Annotated in this window: 22 protein-coding genes and 1 pseudogene; 12 read left to right on the top strand and 11 right to left on the bottom strand. The window is 34.4% G+C overall.

Annotation, left to right across the window (positions count from 1 at the left end; genetic code table 11):
* Window positions 1-242: 242 nt before the first annotated feature.
* The 4 genes and pseudogenes from F6K18_RS26245 to F6K18_RS26230 form a co-directional block, all read left to right on the top strand.
* Window positions 243-707: pseudogene (locus tag F6K18_RS26245) on the top strand (UDP-3-O-acyl-N-acetylglucosamine deacetylase); the annotation flags it as partial.
* A gap of 495 nt (window positions 708-1202) precedes the next feature.
* The gene (gene fabZ / locus F6K18_RS26240) at window positions 1203-1727 is read left to right on the top strand and encodes a 3-hydroxyacyl-ACP dehydratase FabZ (RefSeq protein WP_287525225.1); all 525 of its coding nucleotides are present in this window, start codon (window positions 1203-1205) and stop codon (window positions 1725-1727) included.
* Between the two features lie 3 nt (window positions 1728-1730).
* On the top strand, window positions 1731-2558 hold the full coding sequence (lpxA, locus tag F6K18_RS26235) for an acyl-ACP--UDP-N-acetylglucosamine O-acyltransferase (protein WP_287525224.1): 828 nt from the start codon (window positions 1731-1733) through the stop codon (window positions 2556-2558).
* A 460-nt stretch (window positions 2559-3018) separates the two neighbouring features.
* Window positions 3019-3279: a hypothetical protein gene (locus F6K18_RS26230; RefSeq protein WP_287525223.1), complete on the top strand. Its 261-nt coding sequence runs from the start codon at window positions 3019-3021 to the stop codon at window positions 3277-3279.
* Window positions 3280-3412: 133 nt separating this feature from the next.
* Here the strand turns inward: F6K18_RS26230 and F6K18_RS26225 are convergent, their stop codons facing one another.
* Window positions 3413-3571, bottom strand: coding sequence for a transposase (locus tag F6K18_RS26225; protein WP_353735176.1), 159 nt, complete (start codon window positions 3569-3571; stop codon window positions 3413-3415).
* Between the two features lie 575 nt (window positions 3572-4146).
* On the opposite strand from F6K18_RS26225, the gene lpxB reads away from it, so the two are divergent.
* Complete coding sequence (gene lpxB / locus F6K18_RS26220) at window positions 4147-5346, top strand: lipid-A-disaccharide synthase (RefSeq protein WP_287525226.1); 1200 nt, start codon at window positions 4147-4149, stop codon at window positions 5344-5346.
* A gap of 1457 nt (window positions 5347-6803) precedes the next feature.
* Window positions 6804-7187, top strand: a complete 384-nt coding sequence (locus F6K18_RS26215) for a DUF2809 domain-containing protein (RefSeq protein ID WP_353735175.1) — start codon at window positions 6804-6806, stop codon at window positions 7185-7187.
* Window positions 7188-7935: 748 nt separating this feature from the next.
* On the opposite strand, the gene cobA is transcribed toward F6K18_RS26215, so the two are convergent.
* The 7 genes from cobA to F6K18_RS26180 all read right to left on the bottom strand — a co-directional run bounded on the left by cobA (window position 7936) and on the right by F6K18_RS26180 (window position 16878).
* Entirely contained in the window at window positions 7936-9513 is a 1578-nt protein-coding gene (gene cobA, locus F6K18_RS26210; protein ID WP_287525221.1) for a uroporphyrinogen-III C-methyltransferase, read from the bottom strand.
* Window positions 9514-10919: 1406 nt separating this feature from the next.
* Window positions 10920-11051, bottom strand: coding sequence for a hypothetical protein (locus tag F6K18_RS26205; RefSeq protein ID WP_353735174.1), 132 nt, complete (start codon window positions 11049-11051; stop codon window positions 10920-10922).
* The gene (locus tag F6K18_RS26200; RefSeq protein ID WP_287525220.1) at window positions 11026-11775 is read right to left on the bottom strand and encodes a hypothetical protein; all 750 of its coding nucleotides are present in this window, start codon (window positions 11773-11775) and stop codon (window positions 11026-11028) included. The genes F6K18_RS26205 and F6K18_RS26200 overlap by 26 nt, the downstream gene beginning before the upstream one ends.
* Window positions 11776-11900: 125 nt before the next feature.
* On the bottom strand, window positions 11901-12272 hold the full coding sequence (locus F6K18_RS26195; protein ID WP_287525219.1) for a hypothetical protein: 372 nt from the start codon (window positions 12270-12272) through the stop codon (window positions 11901-11903).
* A gap of 213 nt (window positions 12273-12485) precedes the next feature.
* The gene (locus tag F6K18_RS26190) at window positions 12486-13535 is read right to left on the bottom strand and encodes a homogentisate phytyltransferase (protein ID WP_287525218.1); all 1050 of its coding nucleotides are present in this window, start codon (window positions 13533-13535) and stop codon (window positions 12486-12488) included.
* Window positions 13536-14427: 892 nt separating this feature from the next.
* Window positions 14428-15126 carry a TrkA family potassium uptake protein gene (locus tag F6K18_RS26185; RefSeq protein ID WP_287525217.1) on the bottom strand — a complete coding sequence of 233 codons (699 nt, stop codon included), beginning with the start codon at window positions 15124-15126 and terminating at the stop codon, window positions 14428-14430.
* A gap of 420 nt (window positions 15127-15546) precedes the next feature.
* On the bottom strand, window positions 15547-16878 hold the full coding sequence (locus F6K18_RS26180) for a TrkH family potassium uptake protein (RefSeq protein ID WP_287525216.1): 1332 nt from the start codon (window positions 16876-16878) through the stop codon (window positions 15547-15549).
* A 954-nt stretch (window positions 16879-17832) separates the two neighbouring features.
* Between F6K18_RS26180 and F6K18_RS26175 the strand changes: the two genes are divergently transcribed.
* From F6K18_RS26175 to F6K18_RS26155, 5 genes are all read left to right on the top strand, one after another.
* Window positions 17833-18699, top strand: a complete 867-nt coding sequence (locus F6K18_RS26175) for a methyltransferase domain-containing protein (RefSeq protein WP_287525215.1) — start codon at window positions 17833-17835, stop codon at window positions 18697-18699.
* 350 nt (window positions 18700-19049) lie between these two features.
* On the top strand, window positions 19050-19247 hold the full coding sequence (locus tag F6K18_RS26170; protein WP_124146187.1) for a hypothetical protein: 198 nt from the start codon (window positions 19050-19052) through the stop codon (window positions 19245-19247).
* Between the two features lie 921 nt (window positions 19248-20168).
* Window positions 20169-20642, top strand: a complete 474-nt coding sequence (locus F6K18_RS26165; protein WP_287525214.1) for a Tic20 family protein — start codon at window positions 20169-20171, stop codon at window positions 20640-20642.
* Between the two features lie 119 nt (window positions 20643-20761).
* Window positions 20762-21130, top strand: coding sequence for a 30S ribosomal protein S6 (rpsF, locus tag F6K18_RS26160; RefSeq protein ID WP_287525213.1), 369 nt, complete (start codon window positions 20762-20764; stop codon window positions 21128-21130).
* Window positions 21131-21606: 476 nt separating this feature from the next.
* Window positions 21607-22164, top strand: a complete 558-nt coding sequence (locus F6K18_RS26155) for an Npun_F5560 family protein (RefSeq protein ID WP_375339357.1) — start codon at window positions 21607-21609, stop codon at window positions 22162-22164.
* A 164-nt stretch (window positions 22165-22328) separates the two neighbouring features.
* Here F6K18_RS26155 and F6K18_RS26150 read toward each other — a convergent pair whose 3' ends face one another.
* Both F6K18_RS26150 and F6K18_RS26145 read right to left on the bottom strand, forming a co-directional pair.
* Entirely contained in the window at window positions 22329-22676 is a 348-nt protein-coding gene (locus F6K18_RS26150) for an STAS domain-containing protein (RefSeq protein WP_287525212.1), read from the bottom strand.
* A 228-nt stretch (window positions 22677-22904) separates the two neighbouring features.
* Entirely contained in the window at window positions 22905-23081 is a 177-nt protein-coding gene (locus F6K18_RS26145; RefSeq protein ID WP_287525211.1) for a hypothetical protein, read from the bottom strand.
* A gap of 86 nt (window positions 23082-23167) precedes the next feature.
* Here F6K18_RS26145 and F6K18_RS26140 point away from each other — a divergent pair, with 86 nt between their 5' ends.
* Window positions 23168-23797 carry a DedA family protein gene (locus tag F6K18_RS26140; RefSeq protein ID WP_287525210.1) on the top strand — a complete coding sequence of 210 codons (630 nt, stop codon included), beginning with the start codon at window positions 23168-23170 and terminating at the stop codon, window positions 23795-23797.
* Window positions 23798-24390: 593 nt separating this feature from the next.
* Here the strand turns inward: F6K18_RS26140 and F6K18_RS26135 are convergent.
* Window positions 24391-25248, bottom strand: coding sequence for a saccharopine dehydrogenase family protein (locus F6K18_RS26135; RefSeq protein WP_287525209.1), 858 nt, complete (start codon window positions 25246-25248; stop codon window positions 24391-24393).
* Window positions 25249-26288 lie beyond the last annotated feature (1040 nt).

The following is a 26288-nucleotide window of genomic DNA, read 5'->3' as shown; positions in this document are numbered from 1 at the left end:
TAGGATTAATTGCTCAACCAGAGGAGGAAAATGGGGAAATGGGGAGATGGGGAGATGGGGAGATGTGGAGATGGGGAGATGGGGAGATGGGGAGATGGGGAGATGGGGAGATTGGGAGATGGGGAGATGGGGAGATGGGGAGATGGGGAGATGGGGAGATGGGGCAAAAAAATATTAACAATACCGATCGCCCACAGCCAATAAAGCACATTCTTAACCCAAAACTAAGGACTGAAAATTCGATCGACCGACCAATTTGGATAAATCAAGGTGATGCTTTTGTCGCTGCCTTACCTAGTCCAGAAACTCGGTTTACTTACGGAATAGATTTTAATCTACCAGCTATTGGTAATCAATGGCATAGTTGGTCTCCAGAAACAGAAAGTTTTGCTGACTGTATTGCCCCAGCTCGTACATTTGCCTTAGCACATCAAATTGACCACTTACGAGAAGCTGGTTTAATTAAAGGTGGTAGTCTAGATAATGCTCTAGTTTGTAATGAGTCCGGATGGTTAAATCCACCCTTAAGATTTGAAAATGAACCTGTACGTCATAAACTCTTGGACTTAGTAGGAGATTTGAGTTTATTAGGTAGTTTTCCTCAAGCTCATTATCTGGCTTACAAAGCTAGCCATAAATTACATATACAATTAGCTCAAAAAATTTCTGAGTTATCTGTAGATAGTAAGACTAAAAATTCATGTTAGGATTACTTCTTATTACATAGAAGAAGATTGAAAGCTCCTCACCTTCAGGCAGGGGTAAAAATGACCGTTATGGAAAAATTGGACCGAATTGATAGAATTAAAGTTTGAGTAAGGTGTTCATTTGCACCTGGAACTATCCTAGTACCGAGAAATCCCGGTAAATAAGAAACAACGGTTGATACATTCAACGGCAGTATGACTATATCACTAGCAGCAATGGCAGGACAGGGAGTGTAGCATTTTGACATAGTGATATAATCTCCCGAAAGCTCAGAAAAAGTAAGCACAATCTGTATAACTTAATGTCAATACAAGTGAGTGTCTAGGGGCGTTTTGACTCGTCCCACCCGGATAAATTTCTGGGTGACAGCTAAGAAGAAGCGAGCAATGTTTATTTATCCCGTTGCCTAGCATCTGCTTAGAATCTCTGTCTGTTTAGAGCAGCTAGAAGTGAATAATGGTAAAATCAAGACTGCCAATTAAGAACTGTACATAATGTCAACCTCTGAAAAAACTACAACAGATTCAGCACAAACCACAGAAAATTCTTCAACTCAGCCAAATCAAGATACTGGGACTACTGGGGTAAATATTATGACCATTGAAGAAATTCACAAACTATTACCCCACCGATATCCCTTTGCTTTGGTAGACGGTATTATAGAATATGTACCAGGAGAAAGAGCGGTAGGTATTAAAAATGTGACTTTTAATGAACCCCATTTTCAAGGACATTTTCCTGGAAGACCAATTATGCCAGGGGTATTAATCATAGAAGCAATGGCTCAAGTTGCAGGCATAGTCTTTGCTCAAATGCCAGAGCTTCAGAAAGGATTATTTGTATTTGCAGGTATGGATAAGGTCAGGTTTCGTCGCCCAGTAGTTCCAGGAGACCAACTAATATTAAAGACAGAATTATTATCTGTTAAAGGTGGCAAGTTTGGTAAAGTGCAAGGTCTTGCAGAAGTGGATGGTCAAAAAGCCGCAGAAGGAAATTTGATGTTTTCAATAATGGATTGAAGTATGCCTACTCTGATTCATCCAACAGCTGTTATTGCTGAAAGTGCCGAACTGCATCCCACTGTACAAGTGGGTCCCTATGCTGTAATAGAGGAACAGGTCAAGGTAGGTGCGGGAACTACCATTGGCGCTCATGTTGTGATTGAAGGACCAACAGAAATTGGCTCTGGTAATCGAATTTTTCCTGGGGCAGCTATTGGTCTAGAACCACAAGATTTAAAATATGCAGGTGCTCCAAGCGGGTTGAAAATTGGCAACAATAACAAAATCAGAGAATACGTTACAGTTAATCGTGCTACTTATGCAGGTGAGAGTACTGTTATTGGTAATGACAATTTACTGATGGCTTATGTCCATGTGGCGCATAATTGTATTATTGAAGATTCTGTGGTCATAGCTAATGCTGTTTCTTTAGCAGGTCATGTCAAAATTGAGTCAAAAGCTGTTATTGGTGGGGTATTGGGTATTCATCAGTTTGTACATATTGGTAAAATGGCAATGGTGGGTGGTATGAGTCGTATAGTTAAAGATGTACCACCGTTTATGTTGGTGGAAGGTCATCCTTGTTTGGTGCGATCGCTCAATTTATTAGGATTAAAGCGTGCAGGTTTGACAAGTGCAGATTTAGCAATATTGAAGAAGGCTTTCCGAACTCTCTATCGTTCTGGTAGGTCTCTGACTGAAGCTTTAGCAGAATTAGAGTTAGATTTTCATAACAAGTATATTCAAAAATTGTATTCTTTTTTAAGTATGTCTCTTGAGTCTAAACGTCGTGGACCGATGCCGGGAAAAATGTCTAAGGGAGCAAGGTTAGAAGAGATTGATCGTTAATAGAGTTTTTGTTAAATAGAGGGAAAAAATTGCTCCAACTGATACAAAGCAATACTTCCCAAACTTTTTCAATTATGTCTATCATTTCTATTAAATTGTCTATTGGGACTTACACAAGTAAATGAAGAAAAAATGTTGAGAATTCAAAAGTGACATCTGAGTGAATAGTAAATACTTACTCAAATAGAAATTGGATAGAGGTTTTTTACGGAGAAGCCAAAGGGTGGTTGGGGTTAAAAGAATATCAACTTGGATATGTCTTCCACAAAGATAGTCTCAGCCATGTCACATAATTTATGGGCTAATTTGAACTTATAGTCTTTGCGTTTGAATGCAATATGATTGTGCTGTTTCTCTACTTTAATCCTTGCTTTCTCGTAGTTAGCAGAACTCTTATTTTTCTTAGACAATCTGTGTTGTAGCACTTAGCTTCGAGAGGTCCAAAATTAGAGCTGGCAAGTTGGATGAATGGTTGCAGGAAACTCTAGAAAAGCACGACCTCAAAGACAAATCAGGATACACTTTGAACTTAGGAAAGTACAAAGGAGAATGTTCACCCAAGACTAAACAACAGACAGCTCCTCAACCTAGAATTATTATAATCGGTATTATAGATAGAGACAAAGACGTAAATTTATCTGAAGCTCTTCGTAATGCTATGGAAAAGAGGCAAGATTTGTCATTTTATATCAAGAATTATAGTCTCTTTAAGTTGGATTGACATCCTCCCGACGCTTTTCTACGAGACAGGGCGGGATTCTCGCTCCATTGCTGGTAGGGGTTTTCTGCTGCCTCTTTACAGAGGAGTTGCGCTAACAATGCACCTGCCTTCCAAGATTTATTCCCTTCCGGCCTTACAGTTGAGTATAGTCAAGCCTTGAATCTTTGATTTTTGCGTGTATCCTAGCTACTTTGACCCTTGCTTTGTGATAGTTATTAGATCCTTTGGTTTTACGAGAAAGTAGTTTTTGGGCTAACCTTAATTTTTGGAATTGCTGAGGGGCGGGATGAATATAAGTGATAAGTGGGGGCAGGCATCCTGCCTGTCCTTGCCTGCAGTGAAAATATTAGGAACGGGCAAGAGGCCCATTCCACTTCCACTTCCACAAAACTATTAAAATCATCCCGCATTTATCAGAATGTTAGCAGAAGACCCGCACCATAATCTTTGATTTGGTGTCGGGATGAATGCTAACAAATTTTTGTGCTTTTATAATAATATAAAAAGACGCTACACTGTCAAGCTTTAGTGTCAAAAAAAAGGTCGAAAATATTGAAAGCAAGATATAAGTATAGGATATATCCTATTTTGTCAAAATCAATTTAAATTATCAATATGTTAATCAATTAATTATAAATTTAATTAATATACTATTATTTAAAAGTCTTGTTGCGCTATGGACAAAGCAAAAGTCAAAAATAATCTATGATTGAGTTCAATCATTTAGAAATGTCTTAATTTTTGCTTCGATTGGTATATAGTTTCTTTCAGTTGGAATGAAGTAATTGAGGTTTGAGTTTTTATATTTGCACCTCTTTTGCTGATAACTGATAACTGACAACTGAAATGACCAGTCCCCTATGTCTTATGAAAATTTTTATTAGTACAGGTGAAGTTTCTGGAGATTTACAAGGGTCTCTATTAGTTGAAGCACTCTACCGTCAAGCTCAACTCCAGGGTTTAAAGTTGGATATTGTAGGATTGGGGGGCGATAGAATGGCTGCTGCTGGTGCTACTTTATTAGGAAATACAACAAAAATTGGTGCTGTCGGAATTATTGAGTCTTTGCCTTTCGTTTTTCCTACTCTGAAATTACAACAAAAAGCAAAGGAATATTTACATGACGAATCCCCTGATATAGTTGTTTTAATTGACTATATGGGACCTAATATTAGTATTGGTAATTATATCCGTAAAACCTGGCCGAATTTACCAATTATTTGGTACATTGCTCCTCAAGAATGGGTTTGGTCTCTGGGAAAGGGTAAAACAAATAAAATAGTAAATTTAGCAAACAAAATTTTGGCAATTTTTCCGGAAGAAGCAAATTATTTTCGACAAAAAGGAGCTAAAGTTACTTGGGTAGGTCATCCCATAATTGACAGAATAAAAATAGCTCCTAATAGGGAAAAAGCACGTCATAATTTGGGCATAAAATCAGATACAATAGCGATCGCTTTATTACCAGCATCTCGACGACAAGAAATTAAATATTTAATGCCAGTAATATTTCGAGCAGCACAAATAATTCAGGAAAAATTACCTCAAGTTCATTTTCTAATTCCTCTTTCTTTAGAAAGTTATCGTCATCCTATTGAAGAGGCAATTAAGAAGTATCAACTACAGGCAAAAATTTATCCATCTCTGCTACAAAATAATCAAGAAATACAAGAAAGTAAAAATTTAGAAATTCTGGCTGCAGCCGACTTAGCGATCGCTAAATCTGGTACTGTAAATTTGGAAATAGCTTTGCTAAATGTACCGCAAGTAGTAGTTTATAAAGTTAATCCAATAACTGTTTGGATTGCTAGGAATATTTTGAGATTTTCAATTCCATTTATGTCGCCACCAAATTTGGTACAAATGAAAGCTATTGTGCCAGAATTGTTTCAAGAAAATGCTACTCCTGAAAAAATTGTTTCTGAAGCTTTGGAACTTCTATTAAATTCTCAGCGCCGAGAAAAAATGATAGTAAATTATCAGGAAATGCGTCATGCTTTGGGAAAAGAAGGAGTTTGTAGTCGTGCAGCTCAAGCAATTTTGGATTCAGTTTTGAGCGGAAAATAAAGATATTTTTGAGACAATAAAGGACAATTATAGTTTTGTGGAATGGGCATCTTGCCCGTTCCTGATATTTTCACCGCAGGCAGGATACTTATCCCACTGATATTCATCCCGCCCCTCAGCAATGCCGTGAAGATGAAGAATGTTTTTATACCGAATTAAATGGATTTGATATTAAACCCGGCACAGAAAAGATAATTATTTGTAGAAGAGAATTTGAGCAAATAGTTCTTCATAATTAATATCATGTCCGTTAGTATAGTTTATGTAAATTCAAGGGTGAATATCTACAGGAAATTTAGGTTTTTTTGCTTAATAGACTTCCTCCTTCTTCCTTCTTCCTTCTGGTATATATTATGTCTGGTTGAATAGTTATAAATAGCTATAAAGCTAAATAGGGCTTGCTGATTAAATATAAAAGCATTGACATATAAAGACAAGTGCCTTTTTGGGAACGAAAAAAGTGCGCCTGTTTCAGCTCTTCACGCTCATGCATGGAGCGTATTTTAGGCGCATAGTTGGGCAGAACAATCTTGGGACAAAACGCCCGCTCCTACTTCCTCGCTCCCGATCCATTTCTCCTGTCTCCAGTATAGCTGTCTTCCCCTCCTGGGAGGGGTTAGAGGTGGGTTGTCTCCTACCCCTACTAAAATACTTTTTCAGCAAACCCTAAATAGGGCATTGGATTGGGGACTTATAGGTAGGGAAGCTATCAGATTAGGGAGTTACAATAGAAAAGAGGAAGTAAGAGGGGAAGAAAGTTGTTTTTCTCACGCTATTTTCAGACATGATATTACTGTACTTCATTAACCTGAAATACGCTGTATTTATTTAGCAACAAATATTTGTTTCCTGTTTTCCCTTGTCTATAAAAACAATTTTGTAACCTTCTTTTATCTTTTCTGTGGCGGGTTTAATACCCTACAACGGGGGCGCTTAAAATTGTTTGGGGTTATAAGACATGAAGTGGTTGGTCGTTTACCGAATAATTAAGGTTTAAAGCCTCTCCTTTATCCTTTTTTCTATTTCCTACTCCCTACTACCTAAAGCAAAGGAATTTTTTACCGAGAAATTGTGGTCTAAAGTCTCCCCTTTTAAGGGGATAAAAAAAGAGAATATTCCTGATTTTAAGCCTCCTTATTTCAGAGGTACTGATAACTGATAACTGAAATGACCCCATAAGCATGGAAATTGCTATATCATTTAGCTAAAGTAAAACTCTGTTTTTAGTCAAATAGACGGCGTTGCTGAAATGTAATGGTAAGTAGCTGAAGGTCAAATTGAAAAACTTATGTTTTGCGTTGATACTTAATCTAAAAATCATTATCATTCAGCAACGCCAAATAGGCATTTTTAAATAAAGTCTTTTCAGGAGGAAAATTCTTCGTAGCATTCTTTTTTATATTTCATATAATTTTTCTGAAAAGATGAAAAGATATAGAATTAAAATTATAATTTGTTTGATATTTACTGTAATTTTAGGTTTTGCAACTAAATTTTATGAAGGACTATTTTCAGAATGGCTAAATAATTCTTTTAGTTCAATTTTTTATGAAGCATTCTGGATTTTTTTAGTAATTTTTATTCGACCTCGACTTAAACCAGGTTTAGTAGCTTTTTGGGTATTTATTGTCACCTGTTTTCTAGAATTTATGCAGTTATGGAAACCACCTTTTTTACAAACTATTCGAGCAACTTTAATTGGCAGACTGTTGTTAGGAAATACTTTTGTATGGTGGGATTTTTTGTACTATATATTAGGTTGTACATTGACTTGGATATTTTTACGTTACTTCAAGTTTTATGATGAGAGGAGTCAGGAGTCAGGAGTCAGGAGTCAGTAGGAAGAAAGGATGAGAGTAGGAATTATCTGGGGATATTCCGGCATTTTATGTCTGCATTGAATGGAAGTAGAAAGTGCGATAACTGTATAACTGGATTTTATCTAAATGTTGGCAGAAGACCCGCGCTCTCCCTTAGGGGAGCGTCGTATGGGAATGCCAATCAATCTTGCGGTTTTACAGATAATCTGTTAACATACAAATATTGCTCAACTAAAAACCAAGGTTGAGGCTACTATTACTTTTCAATCAAGTCGCCGAGGGGCACTCGGAGAAATTAAACGGACACCTCAGAAGCGTTAGACTGGCAAGCCAGCATTTTCCAGCGAGGTGTCAACCCGCCCTGAGTCGTTCGTTCAGCAAGTGTCTGTTTGAATGATGGATGGGAATCCCGCGCTGTCTCGCAGAGCAGCGTCGGGAGGATGTCAAATCACATACAATTTAGCTAATTTATAGCGCTACGCGCTAGGGAATAGGGAATAGGGAATAGTAAACTGTTAAAAGGTTTTCGGTGCGGAAAAGCTCCGCTAACAGGGTTGAGAAATGTCCTAACCGTAATGCGTAGCGCTATAAAAGATAAAATAGCAGTTCAATAATTAATACCCCTCTCCCAAGAAACTCAATGTATTTTAGTCTTTATATACTAATTAGGGTTAGGGTTTGCTGAAAAAGTCTTATAAGTGAGAGTAGGAGTCAGAAATCAGATTTTCTTACTTTTGACTTTTGACTTTTAATTCCTTTTTTCTTACTTTTAACTTTTAACTTTTGACTTTTGACTTATAATTCCTACCCACTTAATAATAGCTTCAGTCAACCCATCCAAAGTATATTCTTCAGCTTCCACATCTACTCTACCTAACAAATTTTGACAACTTTGAGAAGTTTGAGGTCCGATAGAAGCAATACAAATATTTTCTAACCAATTTTGCGGTAAATTATCTTGATTTTCAGCCGTCAAATAACAAAAATTTCGCACCGTTTTAGAACTAGCAAAAGTCATAATATCTATCTGACAATTTTGTAGTGCTAATAAAGCTTCCGGTGAAATATTTTCTGGACAACTAGACTCATAAGCAGCTACTTCTATTACCTCCGCACCTTGACTACTTAACTCATTCACTAATACTTCCCTACCACCAGTCTCTACCCTGGGAAATAAAACCTTTTTTTCACTTAAATTTTCTGGGAAATTTACCACCAAAGAATCAGCAACAAAATTAGGTGGAATAAAATCTGGTTTCAAACCACGAGCATTCAAACTTCCTGCCGTTTTTTTACCAACAACTGCTATTTTTACACCAGATAAAGCACGACTATCCTGACCTTTCTCTGCCAATCTTTCAAAAAAATAATCTACCCCATTTGTAGAAGTCAAAATTAACCAATCAAAACTATCTATATTATTAATAGCCTGGTCTAAATCATGCCAACTTGAAGGAGGAGTAATAACTAAAGCTGGCATTTCAATTACTTTTGCCCCTGCTTTTTGTAGGCGATCGCTAAACTTACTAGACTGACCTGCTGCACGAGTAACTAAAACAGTTTTATTTGCTAAAGGTGCCATTTCAGTTTTTGCTACTGAATTTTCTCTAACCATATTATTTGGAGATTTTAAATAATCTCGTAACCTGACTACTTCCCCTACTATTATCACACAAGGGGACAAATATTCAGCATAGGTTTGTTCAACAATATTCCCTAAACTACCAATCCAAATTTGTTGTTTTGGAGTGGCACAATTTTGAATAATTGCCACCGGAGTTTGAGATGTTCTTTTATGTCTTAATAACTGACGCACAATTTCATCTAAATTTCGTGCCCCCATTAAAATTACTAAAGTTTCAATCTGAGAAATTCTTTCCCAGTCTAATGCTTCTATATCGTGAGCAGTTAAGACTACAAAAGCTCTACTCATTACTGCATCTGTCAGAGGAATATTTGCTAGTAAAGGTGCTGTTAATGCAGAAGAAATTCCTGGTACAACTTCAAAATCACAACTAGCTTCAATTAATGCTTGAATTTCTGAAGCAGCACGACCAAAAATAAAAGGGTCTCCTCCTTTTAATCTAATTACTTGCTTGCCTAAACGACATTTTTCTACTAATAAGTTATTAATTTCTGACTGAGACATACTAGGTTTACCGCCACGTTTACCCATCTCTATTTTTAAACAATTTTCTGGTACTAATTTTAGAATTGAGTCATCAACTAAGGCATCATAAATTAATACTTCAGCTTGAGTAATGAGAGAATATGCTTTGACAGTCAAATATTCTTTACTTCCGGGTCCAGCTCCAACAATATATACTTTTCCTGGTGATTTAGTCATATTTATATTAGTCATATAAAATCCGGTTATACAGTTATTGTACTTGTGCTTCTCCATTAAATATAGACTTTTCAAGAAGTATCCCTATTACCTTTTTTTCCCAGAGGTAACTTTTCCTAATTCCCAGAAATTCTTGACACAATCAAAATCTGAGTAATATCAAAGACCACCTATTGATAAAAATCCAGATCATCACCTCATCTATCAGAATTTGACTTGCCATCCCCTACACCCATATTTCTCAGAAAAAATACCCCGAAAAAAAATAGAAAATCTGAAATTATTACCTTTTTTCCCAGAGCAGACTTTTCCTAATTCCCAGAAATTTTTGACACAATCAAAATCTGAGTAATATCAAAGATAAGCTATGGAAAAAATTAGATATTCTCCGAAAAATACTTTCCTAATTCCCAGAAATTTTTGAGGCAACCAAAATCTGAGTAATATCAAAGATAAGCTATGGAAAAAATTAGATATTCTCCCAAAAATACTTTCCTAATAAATAGACAAAAACCCAGAGTATCATCTCATATATAAGAATTTGACTTGCCATCCCCTACACCCATATTTCTCAGAAAAAATACCCCGAAAAAAAATAGAAAATCTGAAATTATTACCTTTTTTTCCCAGACCAGACTTTTCCTAATTCCCAGAAATTTTTGAGGCAACCAAAATCTGAGTAATATCAAAGATAAGCTATGGAAAAAATTAGATATTCTCCCAAAAATACTTTCCTAATTCCCAGAAATTCTTGACACAATCAAAATCTGAGTAATATCAAAGACCACCTATTGATAAAAATCCAGATCATCATCTCATCTATCAGAATTTGACTTGCCATCCCCTAGACCCATATTTCTCAGAAAAATACCCCGAAAAAAATAGAAAATCTAAAATTATTACCTTTTTTCCCCAGAGCAGACTTTTCCTAATTCCCAGAAATTTTTGACACAACCAAAATCTGAGTAATATCAAAGATAAGCTATGGAAAAAATTAGATATTCTCCGAAAAATACTTTCCCAATAAATAGACAAAAATCCAAATCATCATCTCATCTATCAGAATTTGAATTGCCATCCCCTACACCCATATTTCTCAGAAAAAATACCCCGAAAAAAAATAGAAAATCTGAAATTATTACCTTTTTTTCCCAGAGCAGACTTTTCCTAATTCCCAGAAATTATTGACACAATCAAAATCTGAGTAATATCAAAGACCACCTATTGATAAAAATCCAGATCATCATCTCATCTATCAGAATTTGACTTGCCATCCCCTACACCCATATTTCTCAGAAAAAATACCCCTCACAAAAAATAGAAAATCTGAAATTATTACCTTTTTTCCCAGACCAGACTTTTCCTAATTCCCAGAAATTTTTGAGGCAACCAAAATCTGAGTAATATCAAAGATAAGCCATAGAAAAAACTGGATATTCTCGGAAAAATAGTTTCCAAATAAATTGATAAAAATCAGCGATCGCTCTTTTATCTTCCAGGTCTATTTTTTTACTATCCCACCACATTTGTTTCATCAAAAGCTTTTTCTAATTCTGGAGTTAATTTTAGATAATTACTCCACAGTCTCAAATAGTTAAAATCTAATATTTTTCGTCTAGCTTTTAAAACTCCTAATACATCGCGCCATTGTTTTTGAGAATAATTATCCGCAATTTTGTACCACCTTAATTTCTGTAACACAATATCTTCAGGGGAAACAATATAAATCAATTTATTTGTAGAAAATAGTTTCACTTGTTTCCGTCGCGACATTGCGGACAAATCAAAATCATTAGATTGTTTAATAGGATAGATATCAGCTTTGATTACTGATGCTGTGTGAATAACATTAAAGGTATTATTACTACCCCTCATAGCATCATCTATAGCAACTTCACTTACATCAAATTCTTTTGCTAAAGCTGCTATTAATTGTTCTACTTTTTCTGGTTCTAAAATTACTGCAATATTAGCGTCCTCTGTTTGTCTCCGTTCTCCCCAGAAGGAACTACCAAGACCACCACCTAAATAGTAAGGAATGTTCAAATTATCTAATATTTCACCAAGATTTACAGCTAAATCTATTTCAGAAACAATCATAAAATCTTTATCAATTAATTTATTTATTGAGCAATATTGCTCTCCTAATTTTAATTTTATATACTCTATTTTTACTTGTTTATTGGTTAAATTATTATGTTGCTGTTTAAATAAATCCCACCAGATTTGTTGTGACTGAATAGATGATCTATGATGTTGCATTATTCTGGTTTCTATAGGAATTTTACCTATGAGTTAAAACCAGATTTTTTCAGCTTCTATTGTTGTATCTGCTGCTTGTGTTTTGTACATTATTGTCTACCACGATGTTACTCAAAATATTAATCTTAATTGACTGTTTGATAAGACGAATCTAATATTTTTTGACGCAGTTGGTCGAGGGAGTTTATCTTATCTAAAACTAGCTCGAAACTGTAATCTGAATCCACGGCAATAATTGGTTGAGGATAGCGTTTTCGAATTGACAAAGCAATTTTTAAACTAGCATCTCCTAGCCCAGAAATACTAATAGTTTCGCGATCGCCACTCAAACGCACTGTGGTAAAATCCTCTCCTTCCCTAAATTCAAACTCCAGGATAGAACCGACAAATTCTCCTTCTCGGATATTTTCAATTCCTGGGATATTTTTAACAATATCTACCAGTTTATTTTGGTCAAATTGTTCATTTTCACTGATAAATAAAATCAGTAATTGCATGATTTATACAGCATATTCCTCTTTCTTACTTTTAACTTTTAACTTTTGACTTTTGACTTAAAAAAGACCCGATGTGTGTACCTTACCAAAATTATCAACTTTCTTACTTTTAACTTTTGACTTTTGACGTTTGACTTAAAAAAGACGCGATGTGTGTACCTTACCAAAATTATCAACTTTCTTACTTTTGACTTTTGACTTTTGACTTTTAACTTAAAAAAGACAAGCCATAGGAAAAATTAGATATTCTAGGAAAAATAGTTTCCAAATAAATTGATAAAAATCAGCGATCGCCTTTTTATCTTGCAGGTCTACTTTTTGACTACGCCACCACATTAAACATAAAGCTAAAAAATGAGTTATTGCCAAAAAAATGAAATTAACATTTGCCAAGCAAACTACACCCAATATAATCATACCGACATAGCAAATTGTTAATACCCACCTTGCCAAATTAAAGACAGTAAATGTCCCTAATTTAATTGTAAATGTAGTGATATTAAATTTACGGTCTCCTTCAATATCTGGAATATCCTTAAAAATTGCAATAGCAAAAGTGAAGACTATCACAAACAAAGTTAGCGCCCATATTGTGGGAGGAATTTCTGGAATTATCAAGCTTTTTTTGAGGAGAATTATTTCACCTACTCCTTCTATCCATTTATTTAAACTTCCTGAGACTTCCTCAACTTTTTCTAATCCCCAAACAAAGCTTAAAAATAAACCTAGATTAACAATTACTCCCCGCACAGTAAAAATACATAAAGCTGCCCAAAAAGGAAATCTTTTTAATCTAATAGGAGGCAAAGAATAAAATGTACCAATTACTAAACTTATTCCCACCGTACCTAATAAAAAAGGTCCGCCAACTAGAGCTAAACTTAAAGCTAAAACTCCCGTTATTGCCACAATTAGTTGACCAGAAAACCGAGAAAATTCACCAGCAGCTATAGGAAGATGAGGTTTATTAATTCGGTCTATTTCCACATCTTCTAATTGGTTTAATCCTACTATATAAATATTTCCACATAGACAACTTATCCAAGTTACCAATAACAGAATTAAACTATATATGAAAAAAGATTGATTAAAAAAATTAGAGCGATCACCCATAGCAATTAGATATATTGCCAATACACTTAATGTTGTACCAATAATTGTATGGGGACGTGCAAACTTCCAAAAACTATATAGCCATGGGAAATATTTTTGCACCAAATTAGTTGTGATTTTTGCTTCCTGATAATGTGAAATTTCTCCCATAATAACCTTGAATTATTTTTATCTTAATTTACGATTATTTTATAGCAGTTTTCACATAGATAGACTACACTCAACAATTAATAATTAATAATTAGGGCTTGCTGATTAAATCTAAAAGCATTGACATATAAAGACTTTAGCCTTTTAGGGGTCGAAAAAAGTACCTGGTTTTCAGCTCTTCAGGCTCAAAAAGTTAGTATTTTAGGCGCATATTAGTATTTTAGGCCCATAGTTGGGCAGAAAAATCAAGGGACAATTTTTACTCCTACCTCTTCTAAATTCCTATTTCTCCTGTCTCCTGTCTCCTGTTTCCTGTCTCCTACCCCAGCAAAAAGACTTTCCATAAGCAAACCCTAATTAATTATTATCTCTTCTTTTAAAGGAGAGGATTGACTAAAAGGAAAATTTTTCTTTTTATCCCCTTAAAAGAGGAGGCTTTAAACCACAATTTTTCCGTAATAAAAGCATTTTTATACTCCCTACTCCCTGCTTCCTACTCCCTAAGCAAAAATAGTTTTGTAGTCTACTTAAATGAAAAACCCTTTAATTAATTGATAATTGATAATTGATAATTACCTCTGGTTAAAACCGTTACGGAATTGAATATAGGGAAATATTGTTTCTTCTCTTGGTCGATTGGATATGGCGAGGAGACCTCGCCATCCCTCGACCGCTTTTTTACCCTTAAAAGGGGAGACTTTAAACCATAATTATTTAATTATTTAATTATTTAATTATTTAATTATTAATTATTCGGTAATATTAATTTGGGTGCATCTAAATTATTTGCAAAAATACTTTTTTCCTACATATTTCCTGTTGCCTGTTGCCTGTTGCCTGTTGCCTAAAAGCAATAATTTTTTGGCTTTATTCACGCATTGAGATGCACCCATTAATTTGGCAAGCGATTAATATCTTGATTAGAACCAAGTACAATCATTATTATTCCTTTAGTTAAAATTGTACTAGGCTTCGGATTAATTTGAAATTTTTCACTTCCGTCGCTCACTGCCAGTAAATTTAAACCATATTTATTCCGTAGTTCTAAATCAGCAATAGTTTTACCATCAAACTTTTCTGGTACAATAAATTCTACAATACTATTATCTGGGTCTATATCAAATTTATCGAGTATTCTAGGTTTACTCAATAATCGTGCTAGTTCGCAACCCATTTCTCTCTCTGGAAATACCACATAGTCTGCTCCAATCTTGTTTAAAAGTTTGACATGAGTCTCTGAAGAAGCTTTAGCTACTACAAATTTTACTCCCACTTCTTTAAGATTGAGAGTAGTAATAATACTTTCCGACAAATAATCACCAATTGCGACAATTACTGTATCAAAATCTGAAATACCAGCTTGTTTAATGGCATTAATTTCTGTTGAATCAAGCTCTAAAGCATGGGAAGATATTTTGTCAGTTAAAGCTTGATTTACTCTTTTTTCTTCTCTATCAATAGCCAAAACTTCATAGCCCAAATTATGCAGAGTTAGACACACTGCTTTACCAAATCTTCCCAAACCAATTACTGCAAATTGTTTAGTTTCAGATTTTAAATTTTGCCAAAAATTCCAAGACGATAATTTCACTAAAAATTCAACGTTATAGCTTCTATATTGTAAATAGTAAAAATAACGTTGCCTCCAAAATATCTATTTTCATATTTTACCAATGCTGAGAAAAGTTTTTCACAACTAACTAAATTTGTTCTCTTAGTTTTTTTGCTGTGTTTTTAACTTTAGCATTAATATAGCGTTTCTCAAGTTACTAAGTTGCAGTTGTTTTTCTTCTTTTATATTATCGAATAATTAAGGTTTAAAGCCTCTCCTTTAAAGAATAAAAGCGGTCAGTCTTCAGAGATTCCCGTAGGGTAGGATGGCGAGGTCTACTCACTGGTCTCCAATTGACCAAGAGGAAAAAACAATTTTTATTAAGCGTCAATCTTCTTATTTTCAAGGAGAGGTAATTATTAATTATTAATTGTTGAACTACTCCCTAAAACTCAAAAATTATACAAATAAATTTTCCTCTGGATACTGAACCGCACTAGGATTTTGTTCAGCAAAAATAGTAGACACTAATAGTAAGACACCCACCCTACCTATATACATAGTTAAAATCAATACTAATTGCCCAGGAATTGTAAAATTAGAAGTAACCCCCGTAGATAAACCAACTGTAGCAAAAGCAGATATAACTTCAAAGAAAATTTGAATTGACTCTAATTCTGGGTCAGCAAAAGCAGCTAAAGTAGTAGCGATCGCCACTAATGAAGCTGAGGCAAAAACCACACCAATAGCTTTAATAATAACGATAGTTGGAATCTTACGTTGATAACATAAAACTTCTTCCCTACCCTGTAAAGTTGCTTTTGTACTATTCAATAATATTCTAAAAGTTGTAGTTTTAATACCCCCCCCAGTGCTACCCGGACTAGCACCAATAAACATTAAAACAATCGTGATAAATAAACCAGCATCAGTCAAATTCCCAATATCAATAGTATTAAAACCCGCCGTTCTAGTAGTAACAGATTGAAACCAAACAGCAATTAATTTTTGCCCTAAGTTAAAATTTTCTAGAGTCTGAGGATTGTTAAATTCAGCAATAAAAAAAGTAATAACACCAAAAATCAATAAAAAAATAGTTGTATTAGTAACCACTTTAAAATGTAGAGAAAAAGTGTGAAAAACTTGCTCTTTTTTCCAACAATTTTTCAGCCATAAATATATTTCCATAATAACTTGATAACCCAATCCCCCAAATATAATCAAGCCAGTAATTACCAAATTTAGTAACGGAGATTTTGCATATTTAATAAACCCATCTGCATATAAACTAAAACCAGCGTTATTAAAAGCATTTATACTATGAAAAATAGAATGCCAAAGACCATCTTTAAACCCGTAACTCGGAACAAAAACAAACAAAAGTAACAAAATACCAGTCAATTCAAACATAATTGTTGTAGCCAAAATAGACTTAATTAAAGGTTCTACACCAGCCAATCCTACCTGTTCCAAAGATTGCTGAAGAGCCACTTTTTCCCGCAGACGAAACTTACGACCAAGCAACAACAAAAGAATAGTTGCAGCAGTCATATAACCCAAAGCTCCAACTTGAACCAATAACAATAGGAAAAATTGCCCCCAAAAAGAATAATATTCCCCCACATTCACAACAGAAAGTCCAGTCACACAAACAGCAGAAGTTGCTGTGAATAAAGCAGTCACAGGATGACTCCAATTTCCATCACTCATAGAAATAGGTAACATGAGTAATATAGCACCAATAATAATAACAGCAATAAAACCTTTACATACAGTTCTAGCTAAACTCATTTCAAATTTTTAGTATGTATATTTAAAATTTAGGCGAGTTATTTCAATCACAAATAACTTATACTAATTCGTAACCATTAAGCCATTAGCGGTCAGCTTTCAGGAATTAGTAGTTTAAGAATTTGAGTAATATTGAGTCGTGAGCAAGTAGCTAATTTATTTCAGACTTTTAATTCTATTAAATCTTTCAACGTAAGCATTTCCTGCGGAATGCTGCGCAAACAGCTATTAGCGGTCAGCTATTCCCTTTGTCATGTCCTTGCATTCAGCTTTTTAATGAATGAAGCAAGCACTTGCTTAACTTCTACTACATTTTTAAACAAAGAATTGAAGCACAAGAACAACGAGCTTAAATTATTCACTAAAGGTAATAAAGCTGATAGTTGATAGCTGACCGCTGTTAGCTCCGCATTCCGCAGGAAATGCTTACCTTTCAACTCTGATTCCTCTTTCAAGAGCTATCAGGAAATGCTTACAGTAATTCACATTAATAATGGCATAAATTAACATCTCAAATTTAAGCATTCAGCTATTAGCAGTCAGCTGTCAGCAATTAATAATTAATAATTAATAATTACTTCTCAGGTTGAGGAAAGAGACTTTGACAGTAACTTTTTATTCAAACTCAATTTCAAAGGTTTTTTACCTTTCCCAACATTAATAGCTGATAGCTAATAGCTGACGGCTGAATGCTTACTCTCAAATTACAAAAAGTCAAACTTTTTTCCATACAAAATAACTTTTCACCTTTGAATTTTGTGTTAAATCATGTAGTAATCAGGAAGAATTTATGAGATATTTAATAACAATTAAAAGCCATCAAAATCCTTTTATATTCTTAATCCTGACTCCTGACTCCTGACTCCTAATTACTACTAAAATCTTACAACTGAAATATGATTGCTATATAATAGTCCAGGAAAATAAATCCTCAATCTTAATTGATTAATAATTATGACCTCAAACTTAATCGAACAGATTCAACAATTCTATGATGCTTCCTCCAGTCTATGGGAACAAGCGTGGGGCGAACACATGCACCATGGCTATTATGGACAAGATGGTAAGCAGAAAAAAAATAGACGACAAGCTCAAATAGACATGATTGAAGAACTACTTCAATGGGGAGCATTAAATGAAAAATCAAATTTTTGGCCTCCTACCTCGATCCTGGACGTCGGTTGTGGTATAGGCGGTAGTACATTGTACTTAGCCGAAAAATTTCATGCCACTGCCACTGGCATTACCCTTTCTCCCGTCCAGGCCCAAAGAGCTAAAGAACGAGCTGATGTAGCCAACTTAAGTCAAACTACTAATTTTATAGTGGCAAATGCTTTAGAAATGCCCTTTGCTGATGAATCATTTGACTTGGTGTGGTCTCTCGAAAGTGGAGAACATATGCCTAATAAACAAAAATTCTTACAAGAATGCTATAGAGTCCTCAAACCAGGTGGAACTATAATTATGGCTACTTGGTGTCATCGTCCAGTTGGTGCCCCCGATGGACAACTAACTGACGATGAAAGGAGACATCTAGCCGAAATTTATCGGGTCTATGCTCTACCTTATGTTATTTCTTTGCCAGAGTATGAAGCGATCGCCCAAAATGTCGGCTTTCAAAATATCTGCACTGCTGACTGGTCAACTGCTGCTGCTCCCTTCTGGAATATTGTGATCGAATCAGCTTTTGACCCTAAAGTAATTATGAACTTACTCTTTAGTGGTTGGACAACAATTCAAGCTGCCCTTTCCTTGGAGTTAATGAGTAGTGGATATGAACGAGGATTAATAAAATTTGGTCTAGTGCGGGGGAATAAATAGTTGATTACTACAAATTCTGTTAAAATCAGTGGAAGTTAGTCAAAATTTTCATACTTTTTTAGATATGTAGATATGAAATAATTTCCTGAAATTACTATGACATTAAAGTTTCGAGCCTATAAAATCTTACTTTTGACTTTTAATTTTTGACTTTTGACTTCATCCCATAATTTTTAACTTTTGAGTTAATTTCTTACTTTTGACTTTTGACTTTTGACTTTTGACTTCATAAGCTTATTTCATCACTGCATCTTCAGTAAATGTTAATTTCTGTACCAATATACCTAATTCTGCTATAATCATCGCTTACAATAGATACACCATATGGGATATTCCTGGAGGTGTAATTTATGTTAGTTATTTTAATGGAAAATCAGCTAGTTGCTCCTCAACAAGTTTGTCAAAGTTGTTTGTTAGCCGATAGAAGTGGTCAACCCCGATGGAAAGGTGGTCAATTACGTTGTGGTCATCCAGTTCCTAAGTTATCAGATACTCAAGCAGATCAGTATGAGTGTCAAATGGGTTTCCGCGTTGCCAGTATAGAATAATATAGAATCCGGATAATTACTGATCGTATAGCCCTCGGAGTCAGGAGTCAGGAAGACCGAGTCAGGAGAAAAGAAGAATTGAGCATGGCAATTATCTAGAGATATTCCGTGAAATGTCTACATTGAGTGGAGGTAGTTTTGCAATAATTGTATAACCGGATTTCATATAATTACAAAAAATTATTAGTTTGATATAGCATTTTTATCTGGGAAGTGAAAACCAAGTACTATTAAACAGGGAATAGTAAAGGAGGAAAAACAGCATTAATATAGTTAGTAGCAAACACCAGGAGATAGGGTATTTGTTCGGTGCGCTTTTTTTTATAACAAAAAACTCTATCTAGATTTACATCTCAAATAAAAAAACTATAGTCAGGATGAAAATTAAAAGTAGATTAAAATAGTGCATTTAGCCTTGAAGCTAATCATTTAAATGTATCTTAAAAGTAAACAAAATAGTTCGCTCAGATTTGAGTTGTGTAGAAAATATCTTCATTACTGAGCAAAACACAGTTTTAAACACTTAACACTTTAGTTATCTACTTTTTTGTTTTTTTGATCAATTATTTAGGACTACTTATTTGAAGAATATAGAATAATATTTTTAGAGGCATCAACAGGTAGACTCATACAAGTATTGCTTCTATTGCATCATTTTTTAGATGGTGACTATCTACCTAATTATAGTGAAAAACTAGGCACTTGTGCTTGAAACTTGAGCCCTAGTAAGGAAAGGCCTACCTTTGACTTTTCCCCAAAGAAAGAAAGTATTTTTATTTTTTTCTTAAAATTACTGAAAATTTGAAAGTTTAGTGATTTTTTAGGCCACAAAATTACGATCCAGGGCTGAAGTTATCTAACTACTGCGCTATCCTGAATTTATATTTACTTACTTATCATCAAACTCAGGAGTATTTTACAATGAATTGGCGTGGTTCTACAACTGTTCAAGACCGAATTTTTGCTAGCTTACCTTATCTCTTACCCTTGCTAGATGGGTTAGTATATGGTAGATATTTATTCCAACAGTTTCCTCCCATACAGATAATACCAGTTCTTCTAGCCCCTTTGTTACAGATTTATAGAGGTATACCCTTCTTTGGCTTAATAGTTTTCTTTGCTCTGTTCTTGTTCGTAGTGAGAAATGAAAATATATCTCACTTTATTCGTTTCAATACCATGCAAGCAATTCTATTGGATATTATTTTAATCTTGTGTGGTCTAATTCTGCAAATCTTGGGAGCAAGTTTAGGAGGATTTATTCTGGAAACTCTCTCTAATATGATATTCATCGGAATTCTAGCATCATTTATCTATGCAGTAGTTCAATCAGTCATGGGTCGCTACGCAGAAATACCTACTATTTCTGAAGCTGTTTATATGCAAGTGCGCTAAATATTTTTCACACTCACACCCTTTATTTTGTATTTGTGGTGAAAATTTTGTAAGATAAAAGATCCTTGCTTCTGCATAAATTTGCTAGAAGCCATGTAGTCCGAAAGGAGATTATTTCCATGAAACCATTCATTTATGAAACAATGTATATTTTGCGTCCAGACCTGAATGAAGAACAGGTAGAACAAGAAATTGCAAAATATAAAGATTTATTGCAAGAACAGGGCGCTTACGACATAGAAATTCAACATCGTGGTAAGCGTCGTTTAGCCTATGAGATCAACGATCATCGAGAAGGTACATATATTCAGATGAATTATCAAGGTCCTCCGACTCAAATAGCTGTATTGGAGAGGGCAATGCGTTTGAGTGAAGAGGTTATTCGTTACTTAACGATTAAACAGGAAGTACCCAAAAATACTACACCAGATACTACTGCACCAGATACTCAAGAACGACCAGAACCATTAGCAGCAGCAGTGGAATAGTCATATTTCACGGCAGTACATAATTATTGGGTGCATCTCAATATTTGCAAAAATACTTTTTTCCTATATATTCCCTATTCTCTATTCCCTGTTGCCTGTTGCCAGATGAGCTGTTGCCTGTTGCCTAAAAGCGATAATTTTTTGGCTTTATTCTTGCATTGAGATGCACCCTAATTATTTGGACTAACAAATTTGAGAGTTTTGATTAACCCAAAAAAGGCAAATTAACAAAAAAGTAGAACTTGAGCATCTTAAATAGGGGAGACTCCTCTCCTATTTCCTTTACATTATCAATAGACATCTCCAGAAAAAAGGGAGTAGGGAGTAGGGGGAAAAATTGATAATTTCTGTGGGATAATTGATTTTATTTTTTATTATTGGAGATGTCTAATTATATTAGCTATAGAGCTATACTATTTCTAAATATAAAATATAAGTTATATAGGAACTACTGAATAATTAGGAGCAAACTTAAAGTGAAGCAGATGCAAAAGTTAAATTCACAACAACTTCAACTTGAAGTATCTCGTCTTAACGAAGAATTACAAATGCGAGACCAATTAATTCAACAATTGTCTCAAGAACTTTTTCGATTAGTTAAGGGAAATACAAGTATAGTACCAACATCAACAGTTCCTGAAAGTTACCAATCTCAAATGCAAAGTTTAAAGGAACAACTCAATGAAGTTGAACAACAAGTAAATTTTTATCAAGAACAAATCTCTGAACGAGATGCAGAAGTATATAATTTACGTCATTCTGTGCAAGAATTAACAGACCGCTCCCAAATGTTAGAACAAGTAGTACAAGAGCTACCAGAAGTCTATCGTCAAAAATTCTCCGAACGACTTGCAGAAGTACTTGAAAAAGTGGAAATATTGCAAAAGGAAAATCGTCAGTTACACGCAGAATTACAAAGCGTTAGTTATCGTCTAGCAGTTAGAAATCGTCGTGCTAATGGCCTAGATTTACCTGCTTTTGGTCAGGGACAACCAGGTTCTTCTGTAGAGATGCCGACGTTTGGAAATGCTTAATTTAAGTAAATATTTGCTGAGATAGGTATGATATTCTATCTTAGCATTATTATCAAGTTTGAGCTCAAGAGAATAGTATTTTTATAATTAGTGAACTACTGTAAGAACGGCTCAGTTACTATTAAATTTAGCATCTGAGCCGAGCATTTAAAAATCAGCTTAACTTAAGCTGTTATTGATTTTCCATGAGAATCTAAAAAAACATCATCAATACTATCAAAAATTTGAAAAACTCTATCTAACTGAGTAATTTCAAAAACCAATCTAGCTGTGGGGTTAAGGTTACAGATAGCTAAATTACAGCCATGTTCACGAGCCTTTTTTAAACCAATAACTAATGTACTTAAACCAGAACTATCTATAAACTCCACATTAGCCATATCAATAATCCAAAGATTGTAGTTTTTTTCTAGTAGAGATATGAATTGCTGCTTAATCACATTTGCTCCAGCTAAGTCTAAGCGGTGATTCGGAATGAGAATAATATGTTGACTGACATCAATAGCTTTCATAGGTATCACCATTAATTAAAAGGAAAAAAAATAATTTTTTACTTTGCTCTGAAATATAAATTGTTTTAGATTAAAGATAATTCATTACACCCTAATTATCAACAATCCAGAAGTTGTAATGATACTCAGGAAATTCACTTTACTAGAAATAGAGTTCCCTGTATAAAATACAAAATTGACAGTAATTATTGTCAATTATAGTGCAAGTTGTTAACTTTTGTGATATATTTAATACTTCTTGGGTACATCAATTAGTTCTCTATAATCTATAAATATTGCTTGAGTAATAAATAAGTTCCGTTTAGATATAACTACTGGTCTATCAACTTTGAAATGATGGATAGATTTTTGTAAGACATGATTTTTGGGTAATGCTTTTTGAGATTGGCTACCCCTCAAAACCATCTTTACAGACCTTACAGACCACTATTTGGCAATAAAATATAAAAAAATGATAAATTTGATCAAGTTCGCTTAAAGATTACCGTATAATGTCCCTAGAATTTGTATCATTAGAAACAATTCAATTAATTGCCAATAAATACGGCTATCTAGCCATTTTTTTAGGAATAGCCCTCGAAAATGCAGGAGTTCCCTTACCAGGAGAAACAGTTACACTCGTAGGTGGGTTCCTTGCAGGTAGTGGGGAATTACTTTATAGATATGTACTTAGCTGTGCAATTATAGGTGCAGTATTCGGCGACAGTTGTGGATATTTGCTTGGCAAGTATGGTGGCTGGCCATTAATGTTGAAATTAGGTCAGATATTTCGGATTAAAGAAGAAAAACTGATAGACGCGAAAAATCAGTTTAGTAAAAATGCAGCTAAAGCAGTATTTTTTGGTCGATTTATTACATTACTACGGATTTTTGCTGGCCCTTTGGCGGGAATTGCTCAAATGCCTTACTGGAAATTTTTATTATGCAATGCTAGTGGAGCGACTATTTGGGCATTGACAATGGTCAGTTTATCCTTCTTTTTGGGACAGGTTGTACCTTTAGAAAAGTTAGTATCTTGGGTGGCACAATTTGGTGTAGCTGCTTTGGTGTTAGTGGTAGCTTTGATTTTGATTCCTATTTGGTTAGAGTCTTTGAAAAAAGGAAAAGAAAATACAGGTTGATAATTTACTTTGGAAAAGTCAAACAAAGTACGATTAAATCTACTAAAAATCATCTAGCTCCTTCTCTTCAAGTTTTCATTCCCGTCATAATTAACGGGTAATTTAACTTGTATTATTTAATGTTAAGATTGGGAACAAAACTGAACACTCGATCTAAATATATTTTCTGATTCTGGGGAATACTATGAATTAATATCGCAAGGGAGTAATGATAAAAGCTTTGATGATTTGAGCAAAAATAAGAAATATTATGTTCATCTTTTCAAATGTGGGAAAAGCTTAAAGTCTCTAGTTAGAAATCAAATAGCATTCCTGTATACAGCTCAAAATTAAAATAGCAAATTTATCTTACTTAGGATACTTGTAACTTTTTAGCATAGATAAGAACCAAAACGATTTGCCACAAAGGTATCTAAGTTAATCTGCTCTTGCTTGAGGAAACCAGTATGTGGAATTTCCTCATGGAGATACATATCCAAAACAGCACAAAGAGAAGCAGAAGTTGTAAGCTGGATAGAACTCCAAGTTTCTCCATATAAATTGAGGGGATAAATCTTGCGGACATCGCTGATTTGTTGAAGATAGCCATTTTTCTAACCAGTTACAGTACAGAAAATAACTACCACATCTTGCTTAGTAATAGGAATAGAATTTTCCAATATTTCTTGCAGGAGTTCACGGCGATCGCTTAAACCCAATTCTTGAGTTAAAAATTTCATCAGATATTGATGACCTGGATAACGCACGGTCTTGTAGTTGAGAGTACGCACTTGGCCTTCAAGAGTTTCACAAAGGGTTCCCAAACCGCCAGAAGTATTAAATGCTTCGTAATTTACCCCATCTACAGAGAAATGTTCTACCTCTTCTAAAGGCATTGCCTCAATTTTACGACCGTTATCAATAGCTTCGCAAGGATTACAGTATTCATTAATCAGACCTTTTGTAGACCAGGTGAGGTTGTACATCATCATATTAGATGGATATTGGGGTAAAGCACCGACACGCATTTTTACTTCGTCAAGCTTCTCAAAACCACTACACAGGTGATGAGCAAGGATGCCAATAAACCCTGGAGCAAGTCCACATTGGGGTGCAAAGATCGAACCATCAGGAGTTGTTTCAGCAATGGAGCGAACTGCATTAGTAGTGGCCACATCTTCGGTTAGATCGAAATAACTAACTCCAGCTTTAGCAGCGGCACGAGCAATGATAGGATTGACCTCATAGGAGCAAGCAGAAACAACACAGTCTTGGCCTTCTAGTTTTTCTGCAAGAGCAACTTCATTAGTCACATCTATGACAAAAGTATTGACTGGCAAAGATGCGGTTAAGTTTTCTAAAGCTCTAGGGTCTATATCTCCAACAAGTATGCTGTAATCCCCACTGTAATGTAAGAGCTTGGCGATCGCCGATCCAATTTTTCCTGTTCCTAAAATTGTGACTTTATACATAGTTCTTAATTTTAATTGTTTGAGGATTTTCTAAGATATTAAAATATTTATATTTATATAGATGTTTAATTTTAACTACAAAATTCTATTTTTAGTGGAAAGGTTGAGATGACAAAGCTTTTCACTCTTGATGAACCACATTTTCACACATCAAATCTTGTAAAGACATTCCATGGAACCTCTCTACTGTGGTCTACCCACATCAAAACTACTGTCAATCACCTTCGGAATTTTTTGGGAGTAATAAGTCAAACTTAATTTCCTTACCTAACGAGTTAAACGTCTCATGTTTTTTTAGTAACTTACTATGGGATAAAAACATCAAATTAATCTTCTGATATTCATCAACACACATAATAATATATCTGGAATATTCTCCTGTGTAAATTTCTCCAAAAAAGCCAGTAGATTTAAGAACATTTTCACTCAACTTTCTCCATACTGTATTTTCCCACGATTAAACTTTTGTTTTCTTTAAGTCAGCTCTAAATTGTTTGATAATTTTCTGATTAAAATATTTAATAGATGTTTAATTTCAACTACAAAATTCTATTTTTAGTGGAAAGGTTGAGATGACAAAGCTTTTCACTCTTGATGAACCACATTTTCACACATCAAATCTTGTAAAGACATTCCATGGAACCTCTCTACTGTGGTCTACCCACATCAAAACTACTGTCAATCACCTTCGGAATTTTTTGGGAGTAATAAGTCAAACTTAATTTCCTTACCTAACGAGTTAAACGTCTCATGTTTTTTTAGTAACTTACTATGGGATAAAAACATCAAATTAATCTTCTGATATTCATCAACACACATAATAATATATCTGGAATATTCTCCTGTGTAAATTTCTCCAAAAAAGCCAGTAGATTTAAGAACATTTTCACTCAACTTTCTCCATACTGTATTTTCCCACGATTAAACTTTTGTTTTCTTTAAGTCAGCTCTAAATTGTTTGATAATTTTCTGATTAAAATATTTAATAGATGTTTAATTTCAACTACAAAATTATATTTTGCGCAACAAATTATACTTAA

Source organism: Okeania sp. SIO2C2, assembly GCF_010692625.1.
Classification (GTDB): Bacteria; Cyanobacteriota; Cyanobacteriia; order Cyanobacteriales; family Microcoleaceae; genus Okeania; species Okeania hirsuta.
This window is presented reverse-complemented; position numbering and strand designations above follow the sequence as displayed.